The 17,017-nt window shown below is 62.1% G+C and carries 13 protein-coding genes and 1 pseudogene; 9 read left to right on the top strand and 5 right to left on the bottom strand.

Annotated features, from left to right (window positions below; translation table 11 throughout):
- Nucleotides 1-404 precede the first annotated feature (404 nt).
- The 7 genes from J9892_RS01845 (at nucleotide 405) to proX (ending at nucleotide 6,565) form a co-directional block, all read left to right on the top strand.
- Nucleotides 405-743, top strand: coding sequence for a DUF3135 domain-containing protein (locus J9892_RS01845; protein WP_010675440.1), 339 nt, complete (start codon nucleotides 405-407; stop codon nucleotides 741-743).
- A 232-nt stretch (nucleotides 744-975) separates the two neighbouring features.
- Complete coding sequence (locus J9892_RS01840) at nucleotides 976-1,773, top strand: threonine/serine exporter family protein (RefSeq protein ID WP_050498274.1); 798 nt, start codon at nucleotides 976-978, stop codon at nucleotides 1,771-1,773.
- Nucleotides 1,770-2,237: a threonine/serine exporter family protein gene (locus tag J9892_RS01835; protein WP_010675437.1), complete on the top strand. Its 468-nt coding sequence runs from the start codon at nucleotides 1,770-1,772 to the stop codon at nucleotides 2,235-2,237. The genes J9892_RS01840 and J9892_RS01835 overlap by 4 nt, the downstream gene beginning before the upstream one ends.
- Nucleotides 2,238-2,260: 23 nt before the next feature.
- Nucleotides 2,261-2,752, top strand: a complete 492-nt coding sequence (gene folA / locus J9892_RS01830) for a type 3 dihydrofolate reductase (RefSeq protein ID WP_039040330.1) — start codon at nucleotides 2,261-2,263, stop codon at nucleotides 2,750-2,752.
- A gap of 473 nt (nucleotides 2,753-3,225) precedes the next feature.
- Nucleotides 3,226-4,422: a glycine betaine/L-proline ABC transporter ATP-binding protein ProV gene (gene proV, locus J9892_RS01825; RefSeq protein ID WP_010675435.1), complete on the top strand. Its 1,197-nt coding sequence runs from the start codon at nucleotides 3,226-3,228 to the stop codon at nucleotides 4,420-4,422.
- Nucleotides 4,419-5,567: a glycine betaine/L-proline ABC transporter permease ProW gene (proW, locus tag J9892_RS01820; RefSeq protein ID WP_111896460.1), complete on the top strand. Its 1,149-nt coding sequence runs from the start codon at nucleotides 4,419-4,421 to the stop codon at nucleotides 5,565-5,567. Before proV ends, proW begins: the two co-directional genes overlap by 4 nt.
- Entirely contained in the window at nucleotides 5,564-6,565 is a 1,002-nt protein-coding gene (gene proX, locus J9892_RS01815) for a glycine betaine/L-proline ABC transporter substrate-binding protein ProX (RefSeq protein WP_111896459.1), read from the top strand. Before proW ends, proX begins: the two co-directional genes overlap by 4 nt.
- A gap of 93 nt (nucleotides 6,566-6,658) precedes the next feature.
- On the opposite strand, the gene J9892_RS01810 is transcribed toward proX, so the two are convergent.
- From J9892_RS01810 to J9892_RS01800, 3 genes are read right to left on the bottom strand one after another with little or no spacing between them, the layout of a single operon-like run.
- Entirely contained in the window at nucleotides 6,659-7,465 is an 807-nt protein-coding gene (locus J9892_RS01810; RefSeq protein ID WP_111896458.1) for a phosphoadenylyl-sulfate reductase, read from the bottom strand.
- The gene (cysI, locus tag J9892_RS01805; protein ID WP_103243634.1) at nucleotides 7,455-9,167 is read right to left on the bottom strand and encodes an assimilatory sulfite reductase (NADPH) hemoprotein subunit; all 1,713 of its coding nucleotides are present in this window, start codon (nucleotides 9,165-9,167) and stop codon (nucleotides 7,455-7,457) included. The genes J9892_RS01810 and cysI overlap by 11 nt, the downstream gene beginning before the upstream one ends.
- Nucleotides 9,167-10,954, bottom strand: a complete 1,788-nt coding sequence (locus J9892_RS01800; protein ID WP_103243633.1) for an assimilatory sulfite reductase (NADPH) flavoprotein subunit — start codon at nucleotides 10,952-10,954, stop codon at nucleotides 9,167-9,169. Before J9892_RS01800 ends, cysI begins: the two co-directional genes overlap by 1 nt.
- A 198-nt stretch (nucleotides 10,955-11,152) precedes the next feature.
- Here J9892_RS01800 and J9892_RS01795 point away from each other — a divergent pair.
- A pseudogene (locus tag J9892_RS01795) lies at nucleotides 11,153-11,966 on the top strand (PhzF family phenazine biosynthesis protein).
- Nucleotides 11,967-12,072: 106 nt separating this feature from the next.
- On the opposite strand, the gene lysS reads toward J9892_RS01795, so the two are convergent.
- Both lysS and prfB read right to left on the bottom strand, forming a co-directional pair.
- Nucleotides 12,073-13,551, bottom strand: coding sequence for a lysine--tRNA ligase (lysS, locus tag J9892_RS01790; protein WP_223302609.1), 1,479 nt, complete (start codon nucleotides 13,549-13,551; stop codon nucleotides 12,073-12,075).
- 77 nt (nucleotides 13,552-13,628) lie between these two features.
- Nucleotides 13,629-14,727, bottom strand: a protein-coding gene (prfB, locus tag J9892_RS01785; RefSeq protein WP_102948437.1) for a peptide chain release factor 2 whose coding sequence is annotated in 2 segments (ribosomal slippage) — nucleotides 13,629-14,651 and nucleotides 14,653-14,727 — 1,098 coding nt in all. Because the reading frame shifts where the segments join, the coding sequence is not laid out codon by codon here.
- 252 nt (nucleotides 14,728-14,979) lie between these two features.
- Between prfB and J9892_RS01780 the strand changes: the two genes are divergently transcribed.
- Nucleotides 14,980-16,851, top strand: coding sequence for a methyl-accepting chemotaxis protein (locus J9892_RS01780; RefSeq protein ID WP_041215693.1), 1,872 nt, complete (start codon nucleotides 14,980-14,982; stop codon nucleotides 16,849-16,851).
- Nucleotides 16,852-17,017 lie beyond the last annotated feature (166 nt).

Below are 17,017 nucleotides of genomic sequence, written 5' to 3'. Positions count from 1 at the left end.
GAAATAAGGGAAAGACTGGAATGGGCAGCTGATTATTTGGCCAAGAACGCTTGCCGAACCAAGCAGAGAAAATCGATACAGAACAGGACCTTGGAAGGAGTTTTAAAGGGACTCAACGCTTAAGGTCCTGTACATGAATAAGGCATAAGGCCGAGAAAAATGGTGCTGAAATTTTATAAAAAAACTGACGCAGGCCGGATTCGGTTAATTTCATGAATCATAAGGAATAAATGATTTTTTCCGCCAACGATGCGCAATTCGTGCCAAAAACCGGACTCCTGTGGCTCGGCGGTGAATGGCCCAAAATCGCCACCATCCTATATAACCTTCCCTAGGGACAGTGAAACATAGTGATGTGCCCGGCGTCGTTCCATTCCATGGGCGAGGTCCGGCCAGGAGGGTATATGGAGCTGCCTGATTTCGATACCCTGAAGTACTGGGCGCTGGCCGAGCCGGAGCGACTCGACGCGCTGCTGCACCAGCAGATAGAGACCCTGATCGCCCAGGTGGGGCCAGAGCGGCAACGTCGGTTGCGAGGTCTGCAATTTCGCATCGACTGCCAGCGCCGCCTGGCAAGAAACAACCTCGACAGCTGCATCCGGATAGCCAACATGATGCATGACTCCGTCTACGCCATGCGCCAGCACATTCTGGATCTGCAGAACGAATCTTGTCAGGAAATGGCAGAGCCCCCGCTGCCGGATAATGTGATAGCGTTTTCCAGTTATCTGAAACGGAAATAATTCACGGCCCTGTTCAAGATATAAAAAAACAGGGTATTTATTAATTTGTTTCACCCCTTCTAAAACAAGTTGTTAAGCAAGTTGGGTGAATTGTTTTTTATTTGCTGCAAATATTCCCCGGGCGGCTGAATAATAGTGACCAGTGCACGCAGTCCGATAGAGATGGATGAAGGTGTATTTATTTTGGGGTAATATCCAGACACATTTCATCTTGCTATGACTCAAAGGGATCATGAGAAGCATCACACCAGGAAGGGTGCTGTCGCGAGAGCAGCAGACGGAGATCACCCGGATCATCGTCAAGGCGGGCCAGATGCTGGCCCAGTTTGGGGCGGAGAGCCGCATCATCGAGCAGACCACGGTCCGGCTCGGCATGGCGCTCGGGCTGGAGAGCGTCGAGATGGCCATCTCTTCCAGCGCCATCGTCCTCACCAGCCTCTACCAGGGCAGTTGCGTCACCACCACCCGCCGGGTGCGGGAGCACGGCATCAACATGCAGGTGGTGTGCGAGATCCAGCGCATCTGCATCATGACGGAAAAGTCGCTTATCGGCGCGCGCGAGGTACGTCAGCGCCTCGAGGCCATCACGCCGTTCCACTATCACCCCTGGCTGGTGGTGCCCATGGTGGGGCTCTCCTGCGGTGCCTTCTGCCTGCTGTTTGGCGGTGACTGGCCCATCTTCCTGGTGACCTGCTGCTCGGCCTCGGTCGCCATGCGGGTGCGCCAGCTCATTGCCCGCCATCACCACAGCCCCCTCATCAACTTTGCCGCCACCGGGTTTATCGCCACCCTGCTCGCTTCCAGCGCCACCTTCTTCGGCTGGGGCGAACAACCCTATCTCGCCATGGCCGCCAGCGTGTTGCTGCTGGTGCCGGGGTTCCCGCTCATCAATGCGGTCTCCGACATGGTGAAGGGTTACTTCAACATGGGGCTGGCCCGCTGGGGCACGGCGACACTGCTGACCATCAGCGCAGCCATAGGGATCATTCTCGCCATGTCGGTGACCGGTATCTGGGGGTGGAAGGTATGATGGAACTGCTCTGGCTGCTGGCCAAGGATGCCTTCTGGTCGGCCATTCCGGCGGTGGGCTTTGCCATGCTGTTCAACGTGCCGCCACGGATGCTCAAATATTGCGCCATGGGGGGCGCGCTGGCCCACAGCCTGCGTACCCTGCTCATCCACTACGGCATGCCCATCGAGTGGGCCACCCTGGCAGCGGCGACCACGGTCGGTTTTGTCTGTGTCTACTGGTCGCGCCGCCTGCTGGCACCGCGCCCGGTGTTCAGCGTCGCCTCCATCATCCCCATGATCCCGGGCAGCTATGCGTTCAAGACCATGATCGCCATCGTGGAGCTCAATATCTCCGGGGTGACCATGGAGCTGCTTCAGAGCGCGGTGGAGAACGGCCTCAAGGCGCTGTTTATCGTGGGGGCCCTGAGTTTCGGTTTGGCGATCCCCTCTCTGGTCGTGTACCGTAACCGCCCCATTATCTGACGACGGTGCGAGAGGTTGACCCCATGATGATTTCCATGATTGCCGCCATGGCCCAGGATAGGGTGATCGGCCTGGACAACCAGATGCCCTGGCACCTGCCGGCGGATCTGGCCCACTTCAAGCGGGTCACCCTGGGCAAGCCGGTGCTGATGGGGCGCAAGACCTTTGAATCCATCGGACGACCGCTGCCCGGGCGCCGCAACCTGGTGATCAGCCGCAACCCCGACTACCGGGCCGACGGCGTGGAGGTTATCGACTCGGTGGAGGCCGCACTGGCCCTGCTGGCGGATAGTGACGTCGCGGAGCTGATGGTGATCGGGGGCGGTCATCTCTACGGCCAGCTGCTGCCACGGGCCGACAGGCTCTATCTGACCCGCATCGATCTGGCGGTGGAGGGGGATACCCGTTTCCCGGCCTTCGACGAGGGCGACTGGTCGTGCATCGAGCGCGAGTTACATCAGCCTGACGAGAAGAATCCCCATCCCTACTGTTTCGAGACCTGGCAGCGGCGCTGAGCCCTCTGATGCCATGAAGAGCCCCTTGCGACAGCCGGGGGCTTTTTTGTGCCCTGTTACTGCAAAGAGAAGAGCGCTGAACCGACATGGCTGAAGATGCCTGAAGCAATATCCAGAATGCGTGACATTAAAATGATTAGTTATGTAATGAATAGGCCATTCATCGCCCCGGTGGGCGCCGTCGTCCCCGCCCTCTCTTTTCGCCTGCTGCTAACGCCTTTTAATCATTAATGAAATGTGCTGCGAGTGCATCGCTACTGTGGCGGCCTTGTCTGTTATAGGCGTTTTTATCGTGATTTAATGGATTTTTATGAATAAAAATAACTAATAAAAATCAATGGCTTAAATTTAATCTTTCCTGCTCAGCTTCAATTGGTTCTTTTGTTTGGGTGTGAAATTGCTTAGTGTTAAAAGTAATTGGCTCACGTTCGACGGTTTGCCAGGCAAGGCGTCGGCCAAGAAAAAAGGACAATATGACAGTCAAACTCGAGGTCAAATCCCTCTACAAAATCTTCGGCGATCAGCCGGATAAAGCGTTCAAATTGCTGGCGAAAGGGCATGATCGCGCCAGTATCCTGAAAAAGACCGGACAGACCCTGGGGGTCCAGGATGTCAATCTGGCCATCAACGAAGGGGAGATCTTCGTGGTGATGGGCCTCTCCGGTTCGGGCAAGTCCACCCTGGTGCGTCTCTTCAACCGGCTGATCGAGCCGACCCGCGGCCAGGTGCTGATCGATGGCGAGGACATCGCCGCCATCTCGGAGCGCGAGCTGCGCCGGGTGCGCCGCAAGAAGATCAGCATGGTATTCCAGTCCTTCGCCCTGATGCCGCACCTGAGTGTGCTGGAAAATACCGCCTTCGGGCTGGAGCTGGCCGGTGTACCGCTGGCGGAGCGCCAGCAGAGCGCCCGTCAGGCGCTCCATCAGGTGGGGCTGGGACAGTGGATAGAGGCTTATCCGGATGCCCTCTCCGGCGGCATGAAGCAGCGGGTCGGGCTGGCCCGGGCCCTTGCCAATGACCCCGACATCCTGCTGATGGACGAAGCTTTCTCCGCGCTGGATCCCCTGATCCGCACCGAGATGCAGGATGAGCTGCTCAAGCTGCAGGCCAGCCAGCAGCGCACCATCGTCTTCATCTCTCACGATCTGGACGAGGCGATGCGCATCGGCGATCGCATCGCCATCATGCAGGATGGCCAGCTGGTGCAAGTGGGCACCCCGGACGAGATCCTGAACCAGCCCGCCAACGACTATGTGCGCGCCTTCTTTCGCGGGGTGGATCTGGCCCATGTGTTCAGCGCCCGCGATGTGGCCAGCCGCAAGCAGGTGCCCCTCATCAAGAAACACACCACCGACGGGCCGGGCAACGCCCTGCGCCAGCTCAAGGAGCTTGAGCGGGAGTTCGGCTACGTGGTGGATCGCAGCCGCCGCTTCCTCGGGGTCGTCTCGGTGGAGTCGCTCGGTCAGGCGGTCAGGGCCAAAGGCAGCCTGGAGCAGGCGTTGCTGGCGGACATCCAGCCCATCCTGGCGGACACCGCCCTCAATGAACTGATCAGCCAGGTGGCGGCCGCCCCCTGTCAGGTGCCCGTGGTCGAGGAGGATGGCACTTACCTCGGCCTCATCTCCAAGGCCAATCTGCTCAACACCCTGGACAGGAGTACTCCGGCATGAAGCTGATGAATCCCCATTTGTTGCTGAGCGGGCTGCTGGCCCTGGTGCTGCTGGCGAGCCCTTCCCTGCGGGCCGATGAGGTGGCGGCAGATCCCTGGAGCGCGCCTGCGTCCACCGAGGTGTCCGATCCCTGGGGTAGTACCGACACCCAGGCCACCGACTGGCAGAACCAGATCGAAGCCGCCGACACCACAACCGCCATCGACTGGCTGGATCCTTTCCAGCAGGCGCTGGTGCCGCTGGATACCTGGGTGGAAGGGGGCATCGGCTGGCTGGTGGAGAACCTGCGGCCGCTGTTCCAGCTGATCCGCGCACCGGTGGAGCTGACCCTGAACGCCATGACCCATCTGCTGCAGACGGTGCCCTCCACCCTGATGATGGGGCTCCTGGCCATGCTTGCCTGGCAACTGGTGAACGGCCGCATGGCGCTCGGTACGCTCGCGTCTCTTGTGGGGATCGGGCTCATCGGGGCCTGGTCCGATGCCATGGTGACCCTGTCCCTGGTGCTGACCTCGCTGTTCTTCTGCGTGCTGCTGGGGTTGCCCACCGGCATCCTGCTGGCCCGCAGCGAGCGGCTCTCCACCTGGACCCGGCCGCTGCTGGATGCCATGCAGACCACCCCGGCGTTCGTCTACCTCATCCCCATCGTGATGCTGTTTGGCATCGGCAACGTGCCCGGGGTGGTGGTGACCGTCATCTTCGCCCTGCCGCCCATGATCCGGCTCACCATGCTGGGTATTCGCCAGGTGCCCACGGATCTGGTGGAGGCGGCCCACTCGTTCGGTGCCAGCCCCTCCCAGTTGCTGTTCAAGGTACAGCTGCCGCTCGCCATGCCCACCATCATGGCCGGGGTCAACCAGACCCTGATGCTGGCGCTCTCCATGGTGGTGATCGCCTCCATGATCGCGGTGGGAGGCCTCGGCCAGATGGTGCTGCGCGGCATCGGCCGGCTCGACATGGGGCTCGCCTCCATCGGCGGCCTCGGCATCGTGCTGCTGGCCATCGTGCTCGACCGCCTCACCCAGGCGATGGGGCAACCGGATCGCACCCGTACCGGCCGCTGGTATCAGCATGGGCCCGCCGCCCTGCTGCTGCGCCTGGCCGGCCGTGACAAGAAAATCGATTACAAAGGAGTAAACGCATGAGACAGACCACCAAAGGATTGACCCTGGGCACATTGCTGCTGAGTGCCCAACTGCTGAGCCCGCTCGCCATGGCCAGCGCCGAGTTGCCGGGGGAGGGGGTTCGCGTTCAGCCCTTGCAGAGCTCCTTGCCGGAAGAGGCCTTCCAGAGCCTGCTGGTGAGCAAGCTGATGGCGCGTCTGGGTTACGATGTCCAGCCCGCCCAGGAGGTGGACTACAACGTGGCTTATGCCTCGGTGGCCCAGGGAGACGGTACCTTCCTCGCGTTCAACTGGGTGCCGCTGCAGGACAACAAGTACGAGCAGGCGGGGGGCGACAAGGTGTTCTTCCGTGAGGGCACCTATGTGGCCGGTGCCGCCCAGGGGTACCTCATCGACAAGAAGACCGCGACCCAATACGGCATCACCAACCTGGGCCAGCTCAAGGATCCCGAGGTGGCGGCGCTGTTTGACGGGGATGGCGACGGCAAGGCCGACCTCATTGGTTGCAACCCCGGCTGGGGCTGCGAGGGGGCGATCAACCATCACCTCGACGCCTTTGGTCTGACCCCCACGGTGGCCCACAAGCAGGGCAACTACGCGGCGCTGATCGCCGATACCCTGGCTCGCTACCAGGCCGGCAAGCCGGTGCTCTATTACACCTGGACCCCCTACTGGCTCAGCAGCGAACTGGTGCCGGGGCGGGATGTGGTGTGGCTGGAAGTCCCCGCCGACGCCCCGGATGCGGCCAAGACCCGCTTGCCGAACGGCAAGAACTACGGCTTTGCGGTGAACACCATGCACATCGTTGCCAACAAGCGGTTTGCCGAGGCCAATCCAGCCGCCGCCAAGCTCTTCTCCATCGTCAAGCTGCCGCTCAATGACATCAACGTGCAGAACGGCCTGATGAACAAGGGGCAGAACAAGCCGGCGGACGTGGAACGTCATGCCGACGCCTGGCTCAAGGGCCACGAGGTACTGGTGAACGACTGGCTGAATCAGGCGCGCGCCGCCGCCATGTAATGAGGGGTACGTCGCCCTTTTGCGCAAAGAAAAACGCCCGGCAGTTGCCGGGCGTTTTTTTGTGGGCGCAGCACTTGGCCGGGCCGCGGGGGATCAGATGCCGGAGCCGTCGCTCTCGCCACCTTCCTCATGCAGGCCGCACTCGCGCTTGAGGCCGAAGAAGCGGGTCTGCTCCTCGCTCATGCCGGGCTCCCACTTGGCGGTGGTGTGCACGTCGCCGACCGAGAGGTAGCCCTGCTCCCACAAGGGGTGGTAGGGGAGGTCGAACTCCTTGAAGTAGTAGAAGACGTCCTTGTTGCTCCAGTCGATCACCGGCAGGAACTTGAAGCGACCGCGCTGGATGGCCAGCACCGGCAGCTTGCCCCGGCTGCCGGACTGCTCACGGCGCAGGCCCGAGAACCAGGTGCGGGCACCCAGCTCGTTCAGGGCGCGGTCCATGGGCTCCACCTTGTTGAGCTGGTTGTAACGGGTGATCCCCTCCACCCCCTGCTCCCACAGGAGGCCGAAGCGGGCCTCCTGCCAAGCCGGGCTGAGTTCGGCCCGGTAGATCTTGAGGTTGAGCGCGAGACGCTCGGTCAGCTCGTCGATGAAACGGTAGGTCTCGGGGAAGAGGTAACCGGTGTCGGTCAGCACCACGGGCACGTCGGCCCGCTCGCGGCTCACCAGGTGCAGCATGAGCGCCGCCTGGATGCCGAAACTCGATGACAGCACATGCTCCCCCGGCAGGTTGGCCAGGGCCCAGCGCACCCGCTCGGGAGCGCTCATGGCGTCCAGCGCCCGGTTGAGGGGGGACAGCGCCTCGACCTGCTCCTCCCGGCCCAGGGCCAGGAGGGCGTCGAGGTCGAGCCGGCCGTCGGCGGTGCGCGCCAGACGGGCTGTATCAGTCTGTTCAGGCTGCATAGAAGTCCCTCGCGGAGTCGATAACCGGGGCGATGATGCCGGCGCGAATGACAAAATCGCCGAAGCACTCGTCCGGGTTGCGTTCGCTCGCCCAGCGGCCGATCAGGGCGTCCAGTTCGGCCAGGATCTGCGGCTCGGTGATGTTCTCCAGATGCAGGCGCGGGATGCGGGTCCCCTCGAGGTTGCCCCCCAGGTGCAGGTTGTAGCGACCCGGCGCCTTGCCCACCAGACCCACTTCCGCCAGCATGGCGCGGCCGCAGCCGTTGGGGCAGCCGGTGACCCGGAAGATGATGGCGTCATCCGCCAGGCCGTGCTTGGCCAGCAGCCCCTCGATGTCGGTGACGAAGGCAGGCAGCATGCGCTCGGCCTCGGCCATTGCCAGGGGGCAGGTAGGCAGGGCCACACAGGCCATGGACTGCTTGCGCTGCTCGCTCACGCCGTCATCCAGCAGACCGTACTGACGGGCCAGGGCTTCGATGCGGGCCTTCTCGCCGGCAGGCACGCCCGCGATGATGAGGTTCTGGTTGGCGGTGAGGCGGAAGTCCCCCTGATGCACCTTGGCGATCTCCAGCATGCCGGTTTTGAGGGGCTTGCCCGGGAAGTCCAGCAGGCGGCCGTTCTCGATAAACAGGGTCAGGTGGTGCTTGCCGTCGATCCCCTCCACCCAGCCGAAGCGATCGCCACGACTGGTGAATTCATAGGGGTGAACCGGCCCGAACTGGATGCCGGCGCGGTTCTCCACCTCGGCCTTGAAGGCCTCGACCCCCACCCGTTCAAGGGTGTACTTGGTCTTGGCGTTCTTGCGGTTGACCCGGTTGCCCCAGTCGCGCTGGGTGCTGACCACGGCGGCCGCCACCTCCAGCACGTGGGAGAGCGGAATGAAGCCAAAGTCGCTCGCCTTGCGCGGGTAGGTGGTGGTGTCGCCGTGGGTCATGGCCAGACCGCCCCCCACCAGCACGTTGAAGCCTACCAGCTTGCCGCCATCTGCGATGGCCACGAAGTTGAGATCGTTGGCGTGGATGTCCACATCGTTGTGGGGCGGGATCACCACGGTTGTCTTGAATTTGCGCGGCAGGTAGTTGGAGCCCAGGATCGGCTCCTCGTCACCCCCCAGCTTCTCGCCATCCAGCCAGATCTCCACGTAGGCGCGGGTCTTGGGCAGCAGGTGCTCGGAGATCTTCTTGGCCCACTCGTAGGCCTCCTGGTGCAACTCGGACTCCACCGGGTTGCTGGTGCAGAGCACGTTGCGGTTCACGTCCCCCGCGGTGGCGATGGAGTCGATACCGGTGCTGTTGAGGGTCTGGTGCATCAGCTTGATGTCGCGCTTCAGTACCCCGTGGAACTGGAAGGTCTGGCGGGTGGTCAGGCGGATGCTGCCGTACATGCTGTGTTCTTCGGCGAACTTGTCGATCACCTGCCACTGGGCCGGGGTGATGATGCCGCCGGGCAGGCGGGCGCGCAGCATGACATTGTGCAGGGGCTCTAGCTTCTGGGCGGCGCGCTCCGGGCGGATGTCGCGGTCATCCTGCTGATACATGCCGTGGAAGCGGATCAGCTGGAAGTTGTCGCCGTTGAAGCCGCCGGTGAGCGGGTCCTGCAGATCTTCGGCGATGGTGCCGCGCAGGAAGTTGCTCTCGCGCTTGAGGCGTTCGTTGTCAGCCAGCGGCCCTTCGACCGGTCCCGGAATAAGTTGTTTGCTCATCAATAGACATCCCTTTGATAACGTTTGGCACGACGCAATTCGCTCAGATACTCTTCTGCTTCCTCACGGCTCTTGTGGCCGTGTTCCGCAATCACTTCCAGCAGGGCTTCCTGCACATCCTTCGCCATGTGGTTGGCGTCGCCACACACATAGAAGTGAGCGCCTGCTTCCAGCCACTGGTAGAGCTCAAGCCCTGCCTCGCGCAGACGGTCCTGCACATAGATCTTGTTGGCCTGATCCCGGCTGAAGGCCAGGGAGATCTTGGACAGCAGGCCCGATTTCACATAACGCTGCCACTCCACCTGATAGAGGAAGTCCTGGGTGAAGTGGGGGTTGCCGAAGAAGAGCCAGTTCTTGCCCTCTGCCCCCTGTGCTTCCCGCTCCTGCAGGAAGGCGCGGAACGGGGCAATGCCGGTGCCCGGCCCCACCATGATGACGGGGGTGTCGGGATTGGCGGGCAGTCGGAAGTTGTCGTTGTGCTCCACGAACACCCGGACCTCGGCATCTTCCGGCAGACGGTCCGCCAGATAGGAGGAGGCGCCGCCGCTTCGCACTGTGCCATCTTCTTGGCGGTAGCGCACCACGCCGACGGTCAGGTGCACCTCTTCTTCCACCTCGCTCTGGGCGGAGGCGATGGAGTAGAGGCGGGGAGTGAGGGGGCGCAGCAGTGCGATCAGTTGATCGGCACTCAAGGAAGCCGGGAAGCGTTTCAGTACGTCCACCACTTGAGCAGAGGCGACCAGGGCGTTGACCTGGGCCTTGTCACCGGCCAGATCTTTGAGCGCCGCGTTGTCCGTGATCTCGGCGAGGCCCGTGATCAGGCCCCCGTGCAGTCGGGTCAGCTCGTAGTGACGGGTCAGCGCCTCGCGCAGGCTGCCATGGGGGGTGGCCTCGTCACCGGTGAGACCGGTCAGGGCCAGCACTTCCCCCACGAGATCGGCGTCGTTGTCGAACCAGATGCCGAGCGCATCCCCCGGTTGATAGGTGATGCCGGACTCTTCCAGGTTGATCTCGATGTGACGGATGTCCTTGGTGGAGTCGCGGCCGGTGATCTTCTGGTTCACCGAGAGTCTGGCGGGGAAGGGGTTCTCCTTGTTGTACTGGTTGTGGCCGACGGCGGCCTGCACCGAGCCCGCCACGCTGGCAGTCGCGGCGCCGGCAGAGAGGGTGGCGGCGACCGCCGCAACGGCCTGCTCGCCCCAGGCCTTGGCGGCATCCTGATAATCCACATCGAGGCTAGCTAGCTCATGGATGCGCTCGGCCCCTGCCTTGGCGAGAAAGGCATCGAAATCCTTGCCGGTCTGGCAGAAGAACTCATAGGAGCTGTCACCCAGCCCCAGCACGGCAAACTTGAGCCCTTCCAGCTTGCCGACCTTGCCCTTCTTGAGCTGCTCGAACAGATCGACGGCGCTCTCGGGGGGCTCCCCCTCCCCGTAAGTGCTCACTACCACCAGCAGGTGGCTCTCTTTCTTGAGCTGCTTGGGTTTGTAGTCTGCCATGGAGGTGAGGGTCACCGGCAGGCCGCGGGCCTCGGCCTGGGCCTTGATGGCGCTGGCCACGCCCTTGGCATTCCCGGTCTGGGAGCCGTAGAGAATGGTCAGGCTGCCGCCGGGTGCCGCGACTTCTGCGCCTGCGCTCGCCACGGGCTGGACGCCCGCCTGAGAGAGGCCGTAGAGATAACCGCTGACCCAGGCCAGTTGCTGGGTATTGAGGGTGGTGAGAACTTGGTTGAGCTGGCGCTGCTGTTCGTCAGAGAGCGGGCTCAGGGTGGGGGCTGTCAATGGCATCACACATGTCTTCCATGGTCTGATTTTTGGTCAGGGTAAGGGGTGTAATGAATAACAACAAAGAATAAAAATATCTTCTTTATGCGATTTATGAATTTATAAAGCCAAAATCCATCTCAGCCCCGGGGCGCCCGTGATATAAAAATGGCCTTGCCGAGCCCCCTGTCCCGGGGATCTCTCATGCCTCAAGGAGCAACCATGTCCCGTCTCTATCATGTCAACGCCTTCAGCCATCACCCCTTCGGAGGCAACCCCGCCGTGGTGGTGCTGGGGGAAGCGCGGCCCGACGCCGAGCTGCAGGCCATGGCAGCGGAGTTCAACCTCTCTGAGAGCGCCTTTCTGACCCAACTGGGAGAGGGGCATTACGGGTTGCGCTGGTTCACCCCGCAAGTGGAGGTGGACTTGTGCGGCCATGGTACCCTGGCGGCGGCCCATGTGCTGTGGCAGACGGGGGAGGTGTCAGGGGAGCTCCCCATCCGCTTCGTGACCCGCAGCGGTGAGTTGGTGGCCCGGCGGGAAGGGGGAGTGGATCTGGCTCGATTTTCCGCGCATTGCCCTGGCGCCCCTCGAGCTGGACCCTGCCTATGGGACGGCTCTTGGCTGCCAGCCGCTGCGCACACTGGCGGCCGGGGCCAAGTTCCTGCTTGAACTCGGTAGCGAGGAGGCGGTCCGCGCGCTCACCCCCGATTTTCACGCCCTGCGGGCGCTGCCGGGCCGGGGGATCATGGTGACGGCGCTATCGAGCCGGGGAGAGGACGACTTCGTCTCCCGCTATTTCGCCCCCTGGGTCGGGGTGGACGAGGATCCGGTGACCGGCTCCAACCACTGCGCCCTGGTGCCCTTCTGGGCCGAGCGGTTCGGCAAACGGCAATTGCGGGCACGCCAGGTCTCGGCCCGAGGCGGGGATCTCAGGCTGGAATTGCAGGAGGAGCGGGTGCTGATGGCGGGCCGGGCTCTGACCCTGTGGCAGGGGGAGTGGCTGCTGCCCCCTGTCGCACCAGCGGACCGATGACCGTTCGTCACTGTGTGACTTCTGCATAAAAAAACGCCCCGCAATTGCGGGGCGTTTTGATTGCCATGGACGGCAGCGTTTTGCTGCGGCCCTGTTTCTGAGGCTCTTACTTTTGTGGACGCAAGGCCGGGAACAGGATGACGTCGCGGATGGTGTGGCTGTTGGTGAACAGCATCACCAGACGGTCGATACCGATACCCTGACCGGCGGTCGGCGGCAGACCGTGTTCGAGCGCGGTGACGAAGTCGGCGTCGTAGAACATGGCTTCGTCGTCCCCTGCGGCTTTCTGGTCAACCTGGGCCTGGAAGCGCTCGGCCTGATCTTCCGCATCGTTCAGCTCGGAGAAGCCGTTGGCCAGCTCGCGGCCGCCGATGAAGAACTCGAAGCGGTCGGTGACGTCCGGGTTCTGGTCGTTGCGACGGGCCAGCGGGGAGACGGCGGCCGGGTACTCGGTGATGAAGGTCGGTTGCAGCAGCATGTGTTCCACGGTCTCTTCGAAGATCGCGGTGATCACGTGGCCCAGCTCCCAGCTCTTCATCAGCTCGATCTTCAGACCCTTGGCGACGGCGGTGGCCTTCTCCAGGGTGGCCAGATCGTCACGGGTCACACCTGGGTTGTACTTCAGGATGGAGTCGACCATGGAGAGGCGCTGGAACGGCTGACCGAAATCGATGGTCAGGCCCTCTTCGCCCTCTTTGGCGTAACGGATCCTGGTGTCGCCCAGGATGTCCTGTGCCAGGGTGCGCAGCATCTCTTCGGTGAGATCCATCAGATCGATGTAATCGGCGTAGGCCATATAGAACTCGAGCATGGTGAACTCGGGGTTATGGCGAACGGAGATGCCTTCGTTGCGGAAGTTGCGGTTGATCTCGTAGACACGTTCGAAACCACCGACCACCAGACGCTTCAGGTAGAGTTCCGGAGCGATACGCAGGTACATGTCGATGTCCAGCGCATTGTGGTGGGTGATGAAGGGACGTGCGGAGGCGCCACCCGGGATGACTTGCATCATGGGGGTTTCCACTTCCATGAAGCGCTTGTCGTTCAGGAACTTGCGAATGCCGGCCACCACCTTGGTGCGGGTCACGAAGGTCTTGCGGGACTCTTCGTTGGCGATCAGGTCCAGGTAACGCTGGCGGCAGCGGGCTTCCTGGTCGGTCAGACCCTTGTGCTTCTCGGGCAGCGGGCGCAGGGCCTTGGTCAGCAGGCGGATGGTGGAGACGTGTACGGAGAGCTCACCGGCGTTGGTGCGGAACAGGGTGCCCTCGACACCGACGATGTCACCCAGATCCCACTTCTTGAACTGCTCGTTGTAGAAGCCTTCCGGCAGATCGTCACGGGTCACGTAGATCTGGATCTTGCCAGCCATGTCCTGCAGGGTCGCGAAAGATGCCTTGCCCATGATCCGGCGGGTCATGATGCGACCGGCAATCTTCACCTGTTTACCCAGGGCGACCAGCTCGTCATTGCTCTTGTCGCCGAATTCGGCATGCAGATCGCCGGAGAGGCTGTCACGACGGAAGTCGTTGGGGAAGGGGTTGCCCTGGGCGCGCAAGGCGGCCAGCTTGGAGCGACGCTCAAGCATCTCGTTGTTCAGTTCGAGAGTCTGGTCGACTTCCGGGGTGGTGGTTTGTTCAGACATGGTGATTCCTGCTGCTCTGTTTACAGGCCTGATTTCAGGCTGGCTTCGATAAACTTGTCCAAGTCGCCGTCGAGTACCGATTGGGTATTGCGGGTTTCGACGCCGGTGCGCAGATCCTTGATACGGGAATCATCCAGTACGTAGGAGCGGATCTGGCTGCCCCAGCCGATGTCGGACTTGGTCTCTTCGAGGGCTTGCTTCTCAGCGTTCTGCTTTTGAATTTCCAGCTCGTAGAGCTTGGCCTTCAACTGCTTCATACACTGATCTTTGTTCTTGTGCTGGGAACGGTCGTTCTGGCACTGCACCACCACGCCGGTCGGCACGTGGGTGATACGCACCGCGGACTCGGTCCGGTTGACGTGCTGACCACCGGCACCGGAGGCGCGGTAGACGTCGATGCGAAGATCAGCCGGGTTGATCTCGATCTCGATGTCATCATCGATCTCGGGGTAGACGAACACGGAGCAGAACGAGGTGTGGCGACGGCCGCCGGAATCGAACGGCGACTTGCGTACCAGGCGGTGCACGCCGGTCTCGGTGCGCAGCCAGCCGAAGGCATACTCGCCGGTGAACTTGATGGTGGCGGACTTGATGCCGGCCACGTCGCCTTCGGAGCATTCGATGAGCTCGGGCTTGTAGCCGTGGGCATCACCCCAGCGCAGGTACATGCGCAGCACCATGTTGGCCCAGTCCTGGGCCTCGGTGCCACCGGAACCGGACTGGATGTCGATGTAGCAGTCGGAACCGTCGTGCTGACCGGAGAACATGCGACGGAACTCGAGATCCACCAGCTTGGCCTCCAGCTCGTCCGCTTCGACCACGGCTTCGTTGAAGGTCTCTTCGTCTTCGCCTTCGACGGCCAGGCTGACCAGCATCTCGACGTCATCGACGCCCTGGGTCAGGGTATCGATGGTGCTGACGACGTTCTCCAGGGAGACGCGCTCCTTGCCCAGCGCCTGTGCGCGCTCGGGTTCGTTCCAGACATCCGGCTGTTCCAGCTCGGCATTGACCTCTTCCAGACGCTCTTTCTTGGCGTCATAGTCAAAGGTACCCCCTAAGCAGCTCGGTCCTCTCAGACAGCTCCTTAAGCTTGTTTAATACAGGATTGACTTCAAACATCGTGAAAACTCTCGGGGTCGATGTGATTTAAAAACGGGATATTCTAGCCAATTGCAGAAGGAATAAACAGGGTTGGCTGGCCCCGCTCTTTTTCCTGCTCCAATTTTCCGCAGCATTTTTAAAATTTCCGCGTAAAATATCGTCACTCACGCCATTCTCCGCTTCAGTTTTACGCGGATTGGCCGCTAACAACACACAGTGCCACGCACTCCCGATTGATCCTGTTCCCGACCCCCACAAGAAGAAAACACGATGAAAAACCTATCACTCAAGCAGAAGATACTGTTGTCTGTGGTCATCGCCTTGTCACTGGTGATCCTGCTGCTCTCCTGGCAGAGCTACACCAGCCAGAAGTCCATGCTGCTGCAAGGCAGTCAGGAACAGGTGCAGCGCCTTGGCAGCCAGCAGGCCGCCAGCGTCAGCGACTGGCTTGCCGCCCGTCGTGACGTCATCCAGGCCCTTGGCAACAAGGCCGGTGCCGAGCCCCTCAACGCCCTGCAACAGGCCCAGGTGTCCGGCCGTTTCCAGCTCACCTATTTTGGTGAGGGCAGCGGCAAGATGAACGACTCCGACCCCTCCATCAACCGCGACGGTTACGATCCCCGCTCCCGTGGCTGGTATCAGGAAGCCATGGCCAAGGGCGGCATGATCGTCACCAAACCCTACCTCGACGTGGCCTACAACATTCTGGTGGTGACCCTGGCCCAGCCGGCCCAAGGCGGCGTGGTGGGGGGGGATCTCTCCATCGCCTCCCTGGTGGATGACATCACCAAGATGAAGCTGCCAGCGGACGGCTTCGCCATCCTGATGCACAAGGATGGCACCGTCATCGCCTACAAGGATGCGGCCAAGGCGATGAAGCCGGCCAGCGAGATCGACAACGATCTGACCAATGCCCTGATCGAGCAGAGCAAGGCGAGCAACAGCCTGGTGCCTGCTTTCTTCGACAACGAGGGGCGTGACAAGCTGCTGTGGGCGACGGACATTCCGGACACCGACTGGGAGCTGGTGCTGGTACTGGACAAGAGCACCCTGGAGGCGCCGCTCTCCTCCCTGCTGATGACCCAGCTCGGCCTGGCCCTGCTGGTGCTGGTGGGCAGCATCCTCGCCATCTCCTGGCTGGTCAGCCTGCTGCTCGGTCCCCTCACCAAGGTGTCCCAGGCCCTGGCCCGCATCGCCGACGGTAACGGCGATCTGACCCAGCGCATCAAGATCGACGCCAATGACGAAGTGGGCCAGCTCGCCGGCAGCTTCAACCGCTTCGTGGGCAGCCAGCATCAGCTCATCGCCAACATCCGTCAGCTTGCCAACGAGCTGAACGCCGATGCCGAACGCAGTCTGGTGACCAACCAGGCCGCGGTGGAAGAGCTGCAACGCCAGCAACAGGAGGTGACCATGGTCGCCACCGCCGTCACCGAGATGGCGAGTGCCACCATGGAGATCGCGGGCAACGCCGAGAACACCGCTGCCGCCGCCCAGCAATCCGCCCAGAGCAGTGAACAGGGCAAGATCCTGGTGAACCAGACTCGCCAGTCCATCAACAACCTGGCCGAGGAAGTGGGGCAGGCGACCGGCGTCATCGGTGAGCTGAGCCGTCACGCCCAGGCCATCTCCGGCATCCTCTCCACCATCCAGGGCATCGCCGAGCAGACCAACCTGCTGGCGCTGAACGCGGCCATTGAAGCGGCCCGTGCCGGTGAACAGGGTCGCGGTTTCGCCGTGGTGGCGGACGAGGTGCGGGTGCTGTCGCGCCGTACCCAGGATTCCACCCAGGAGATCCAGTCCACCATCGAAACCCTGCAACAGACCACGGCCCGCGCGGTGAGCCTGATGCAGACCAGCCAGGGGTTGGCGGACAACAGCGTGAAGGATGCCGACGCTGCCGCTGCGGCCCTGGAGGAGATCACCCAGGCCGTCAGCCTCATCTCCGACATGGCGGGCCAGATCGCCACCGCCGCCGAGGAGCAGACCCAGGTGACCGGTGAAATCACCCAGAACACCACCGCCATCAAGGATGTGAGCGACGAGATCACCGCTTCCGCCATGCGCGACCTGGATCAGGCGCACAACCTCAAGGGGCGTGCCACCAACCTGAACCAGCAGGTGTCGACCTTTATTTTGTAAGGAAGGTCAGGCCGCAATTTGAACCAGCTGGTGTTGGCCTTCATTCTGTAAGGAAGGTCAGGCCGCAGTTCTACCGTGGCGTCAGTAAAAAGCCCCGCACCTTGGTGCGGGGCTTTTTGTTGCCTGCAGTCGGCCCCTTGGTGAGGGTCGGGGCAGCGTCCAGGGG

It is taken from the genome of Aeromonas sp. Prich7-2, from assembly GCF_017939255.1.
Classification (GTDB): domain Bacteria; phylum Pseudomonadota; class Gammaproteobacteria; order Enterobacterales; family Aeromonadaceae; genus Aeromonas; species Aeromonas caviae.
This window is presented reverse-complemented; position numbering and strand designations above follow the sequence as displayed.

Excerpts from the sequence above, each read along its gene's own strand:
- J9892_RS01845 (WP_010675440.1), top strand. The coding sequence starts at position 405 with ATGGAGCTGCCTGATTTCGATACCCTGAAGTACTGGGCGCTGGCCGAG.
- J9892_RS01840 (WP_050498274.1), top strand. The coding sequence starts at position 976 with ATGAGAAGCATCACACCAGGAAGGGTGCTGTCGCGAGAGCAGCAGACG.
- J9892_RS01835 (WP_010675437.1), top strand. The coding sequence starts at position 1,770 with ATGATGGAACTGCTCTGGCTGCTGGCCAAGGATGCCTTCTGGTCGGCC.
- folA (WP_039040330.1), top strand. The coding sequence starts at position 2,261 with ATGATGATTTCCATGATTGCCGCCATGGCCCAGGATAGGGTGATCGGC.
- proV (WP_010675435.1), top strand. The coding sequence starts at position 3,226 with ATGACAGTCAAACTCGAGGTCAAATCCCTCTACAAAATCTTCGGCGAT.
- proW (WP_111896460.1), top strand. The coding sequence starts at position 4,419 with ATGAAGCTGATGAATCCCCATTTGTTGCTGAGCGGGCTGCTGGCCCTG.
- proX (WP_111896459.1), top strand. The coding sequence starts at position 5,564 with ATGAGACAGACCACCAAAGGATTGACCCTGGGCACATTGCTGCTGAGT.
- J9892_RS01810 (WP_111896458.1), bottom strand. The coding sequence starts at position 7,465 with ATGCAGCCTGAACAGACTGATACAGCCCGTCTGGCGCGCACCGCCGAC.
- cysI (WP_103243634.1), bottom strand. The coding sequence starts at position 9,167 with ATGAGCAAACAACTTATTCCGGGACCGGTCGAAGGGCCGCTGGCTGAC.
- J9892_RS01800 (WP_103243633.1), bottom strand. The coding sequence starts at position 10,954 with ATGCCATTGACAGCCCCCACCCTGAGCCCGCTCTCTGACGAACAGCAG.
- lysS (WP_223302609.1), bottom strand. The coding sequence starts at position 13,551 with ATGCTTGAGCGTCGCTCCAAGCTGGCCGCCTTGCGCGCCCAGGGCAAC.
- J9892_RS01780 (WP_041215693.1), top strand. The coding sequence starts at position 14,980 with ATGAAAAACCTATCACTCAAGCAGAAGATACTGTTGTCTGTGGTCATC.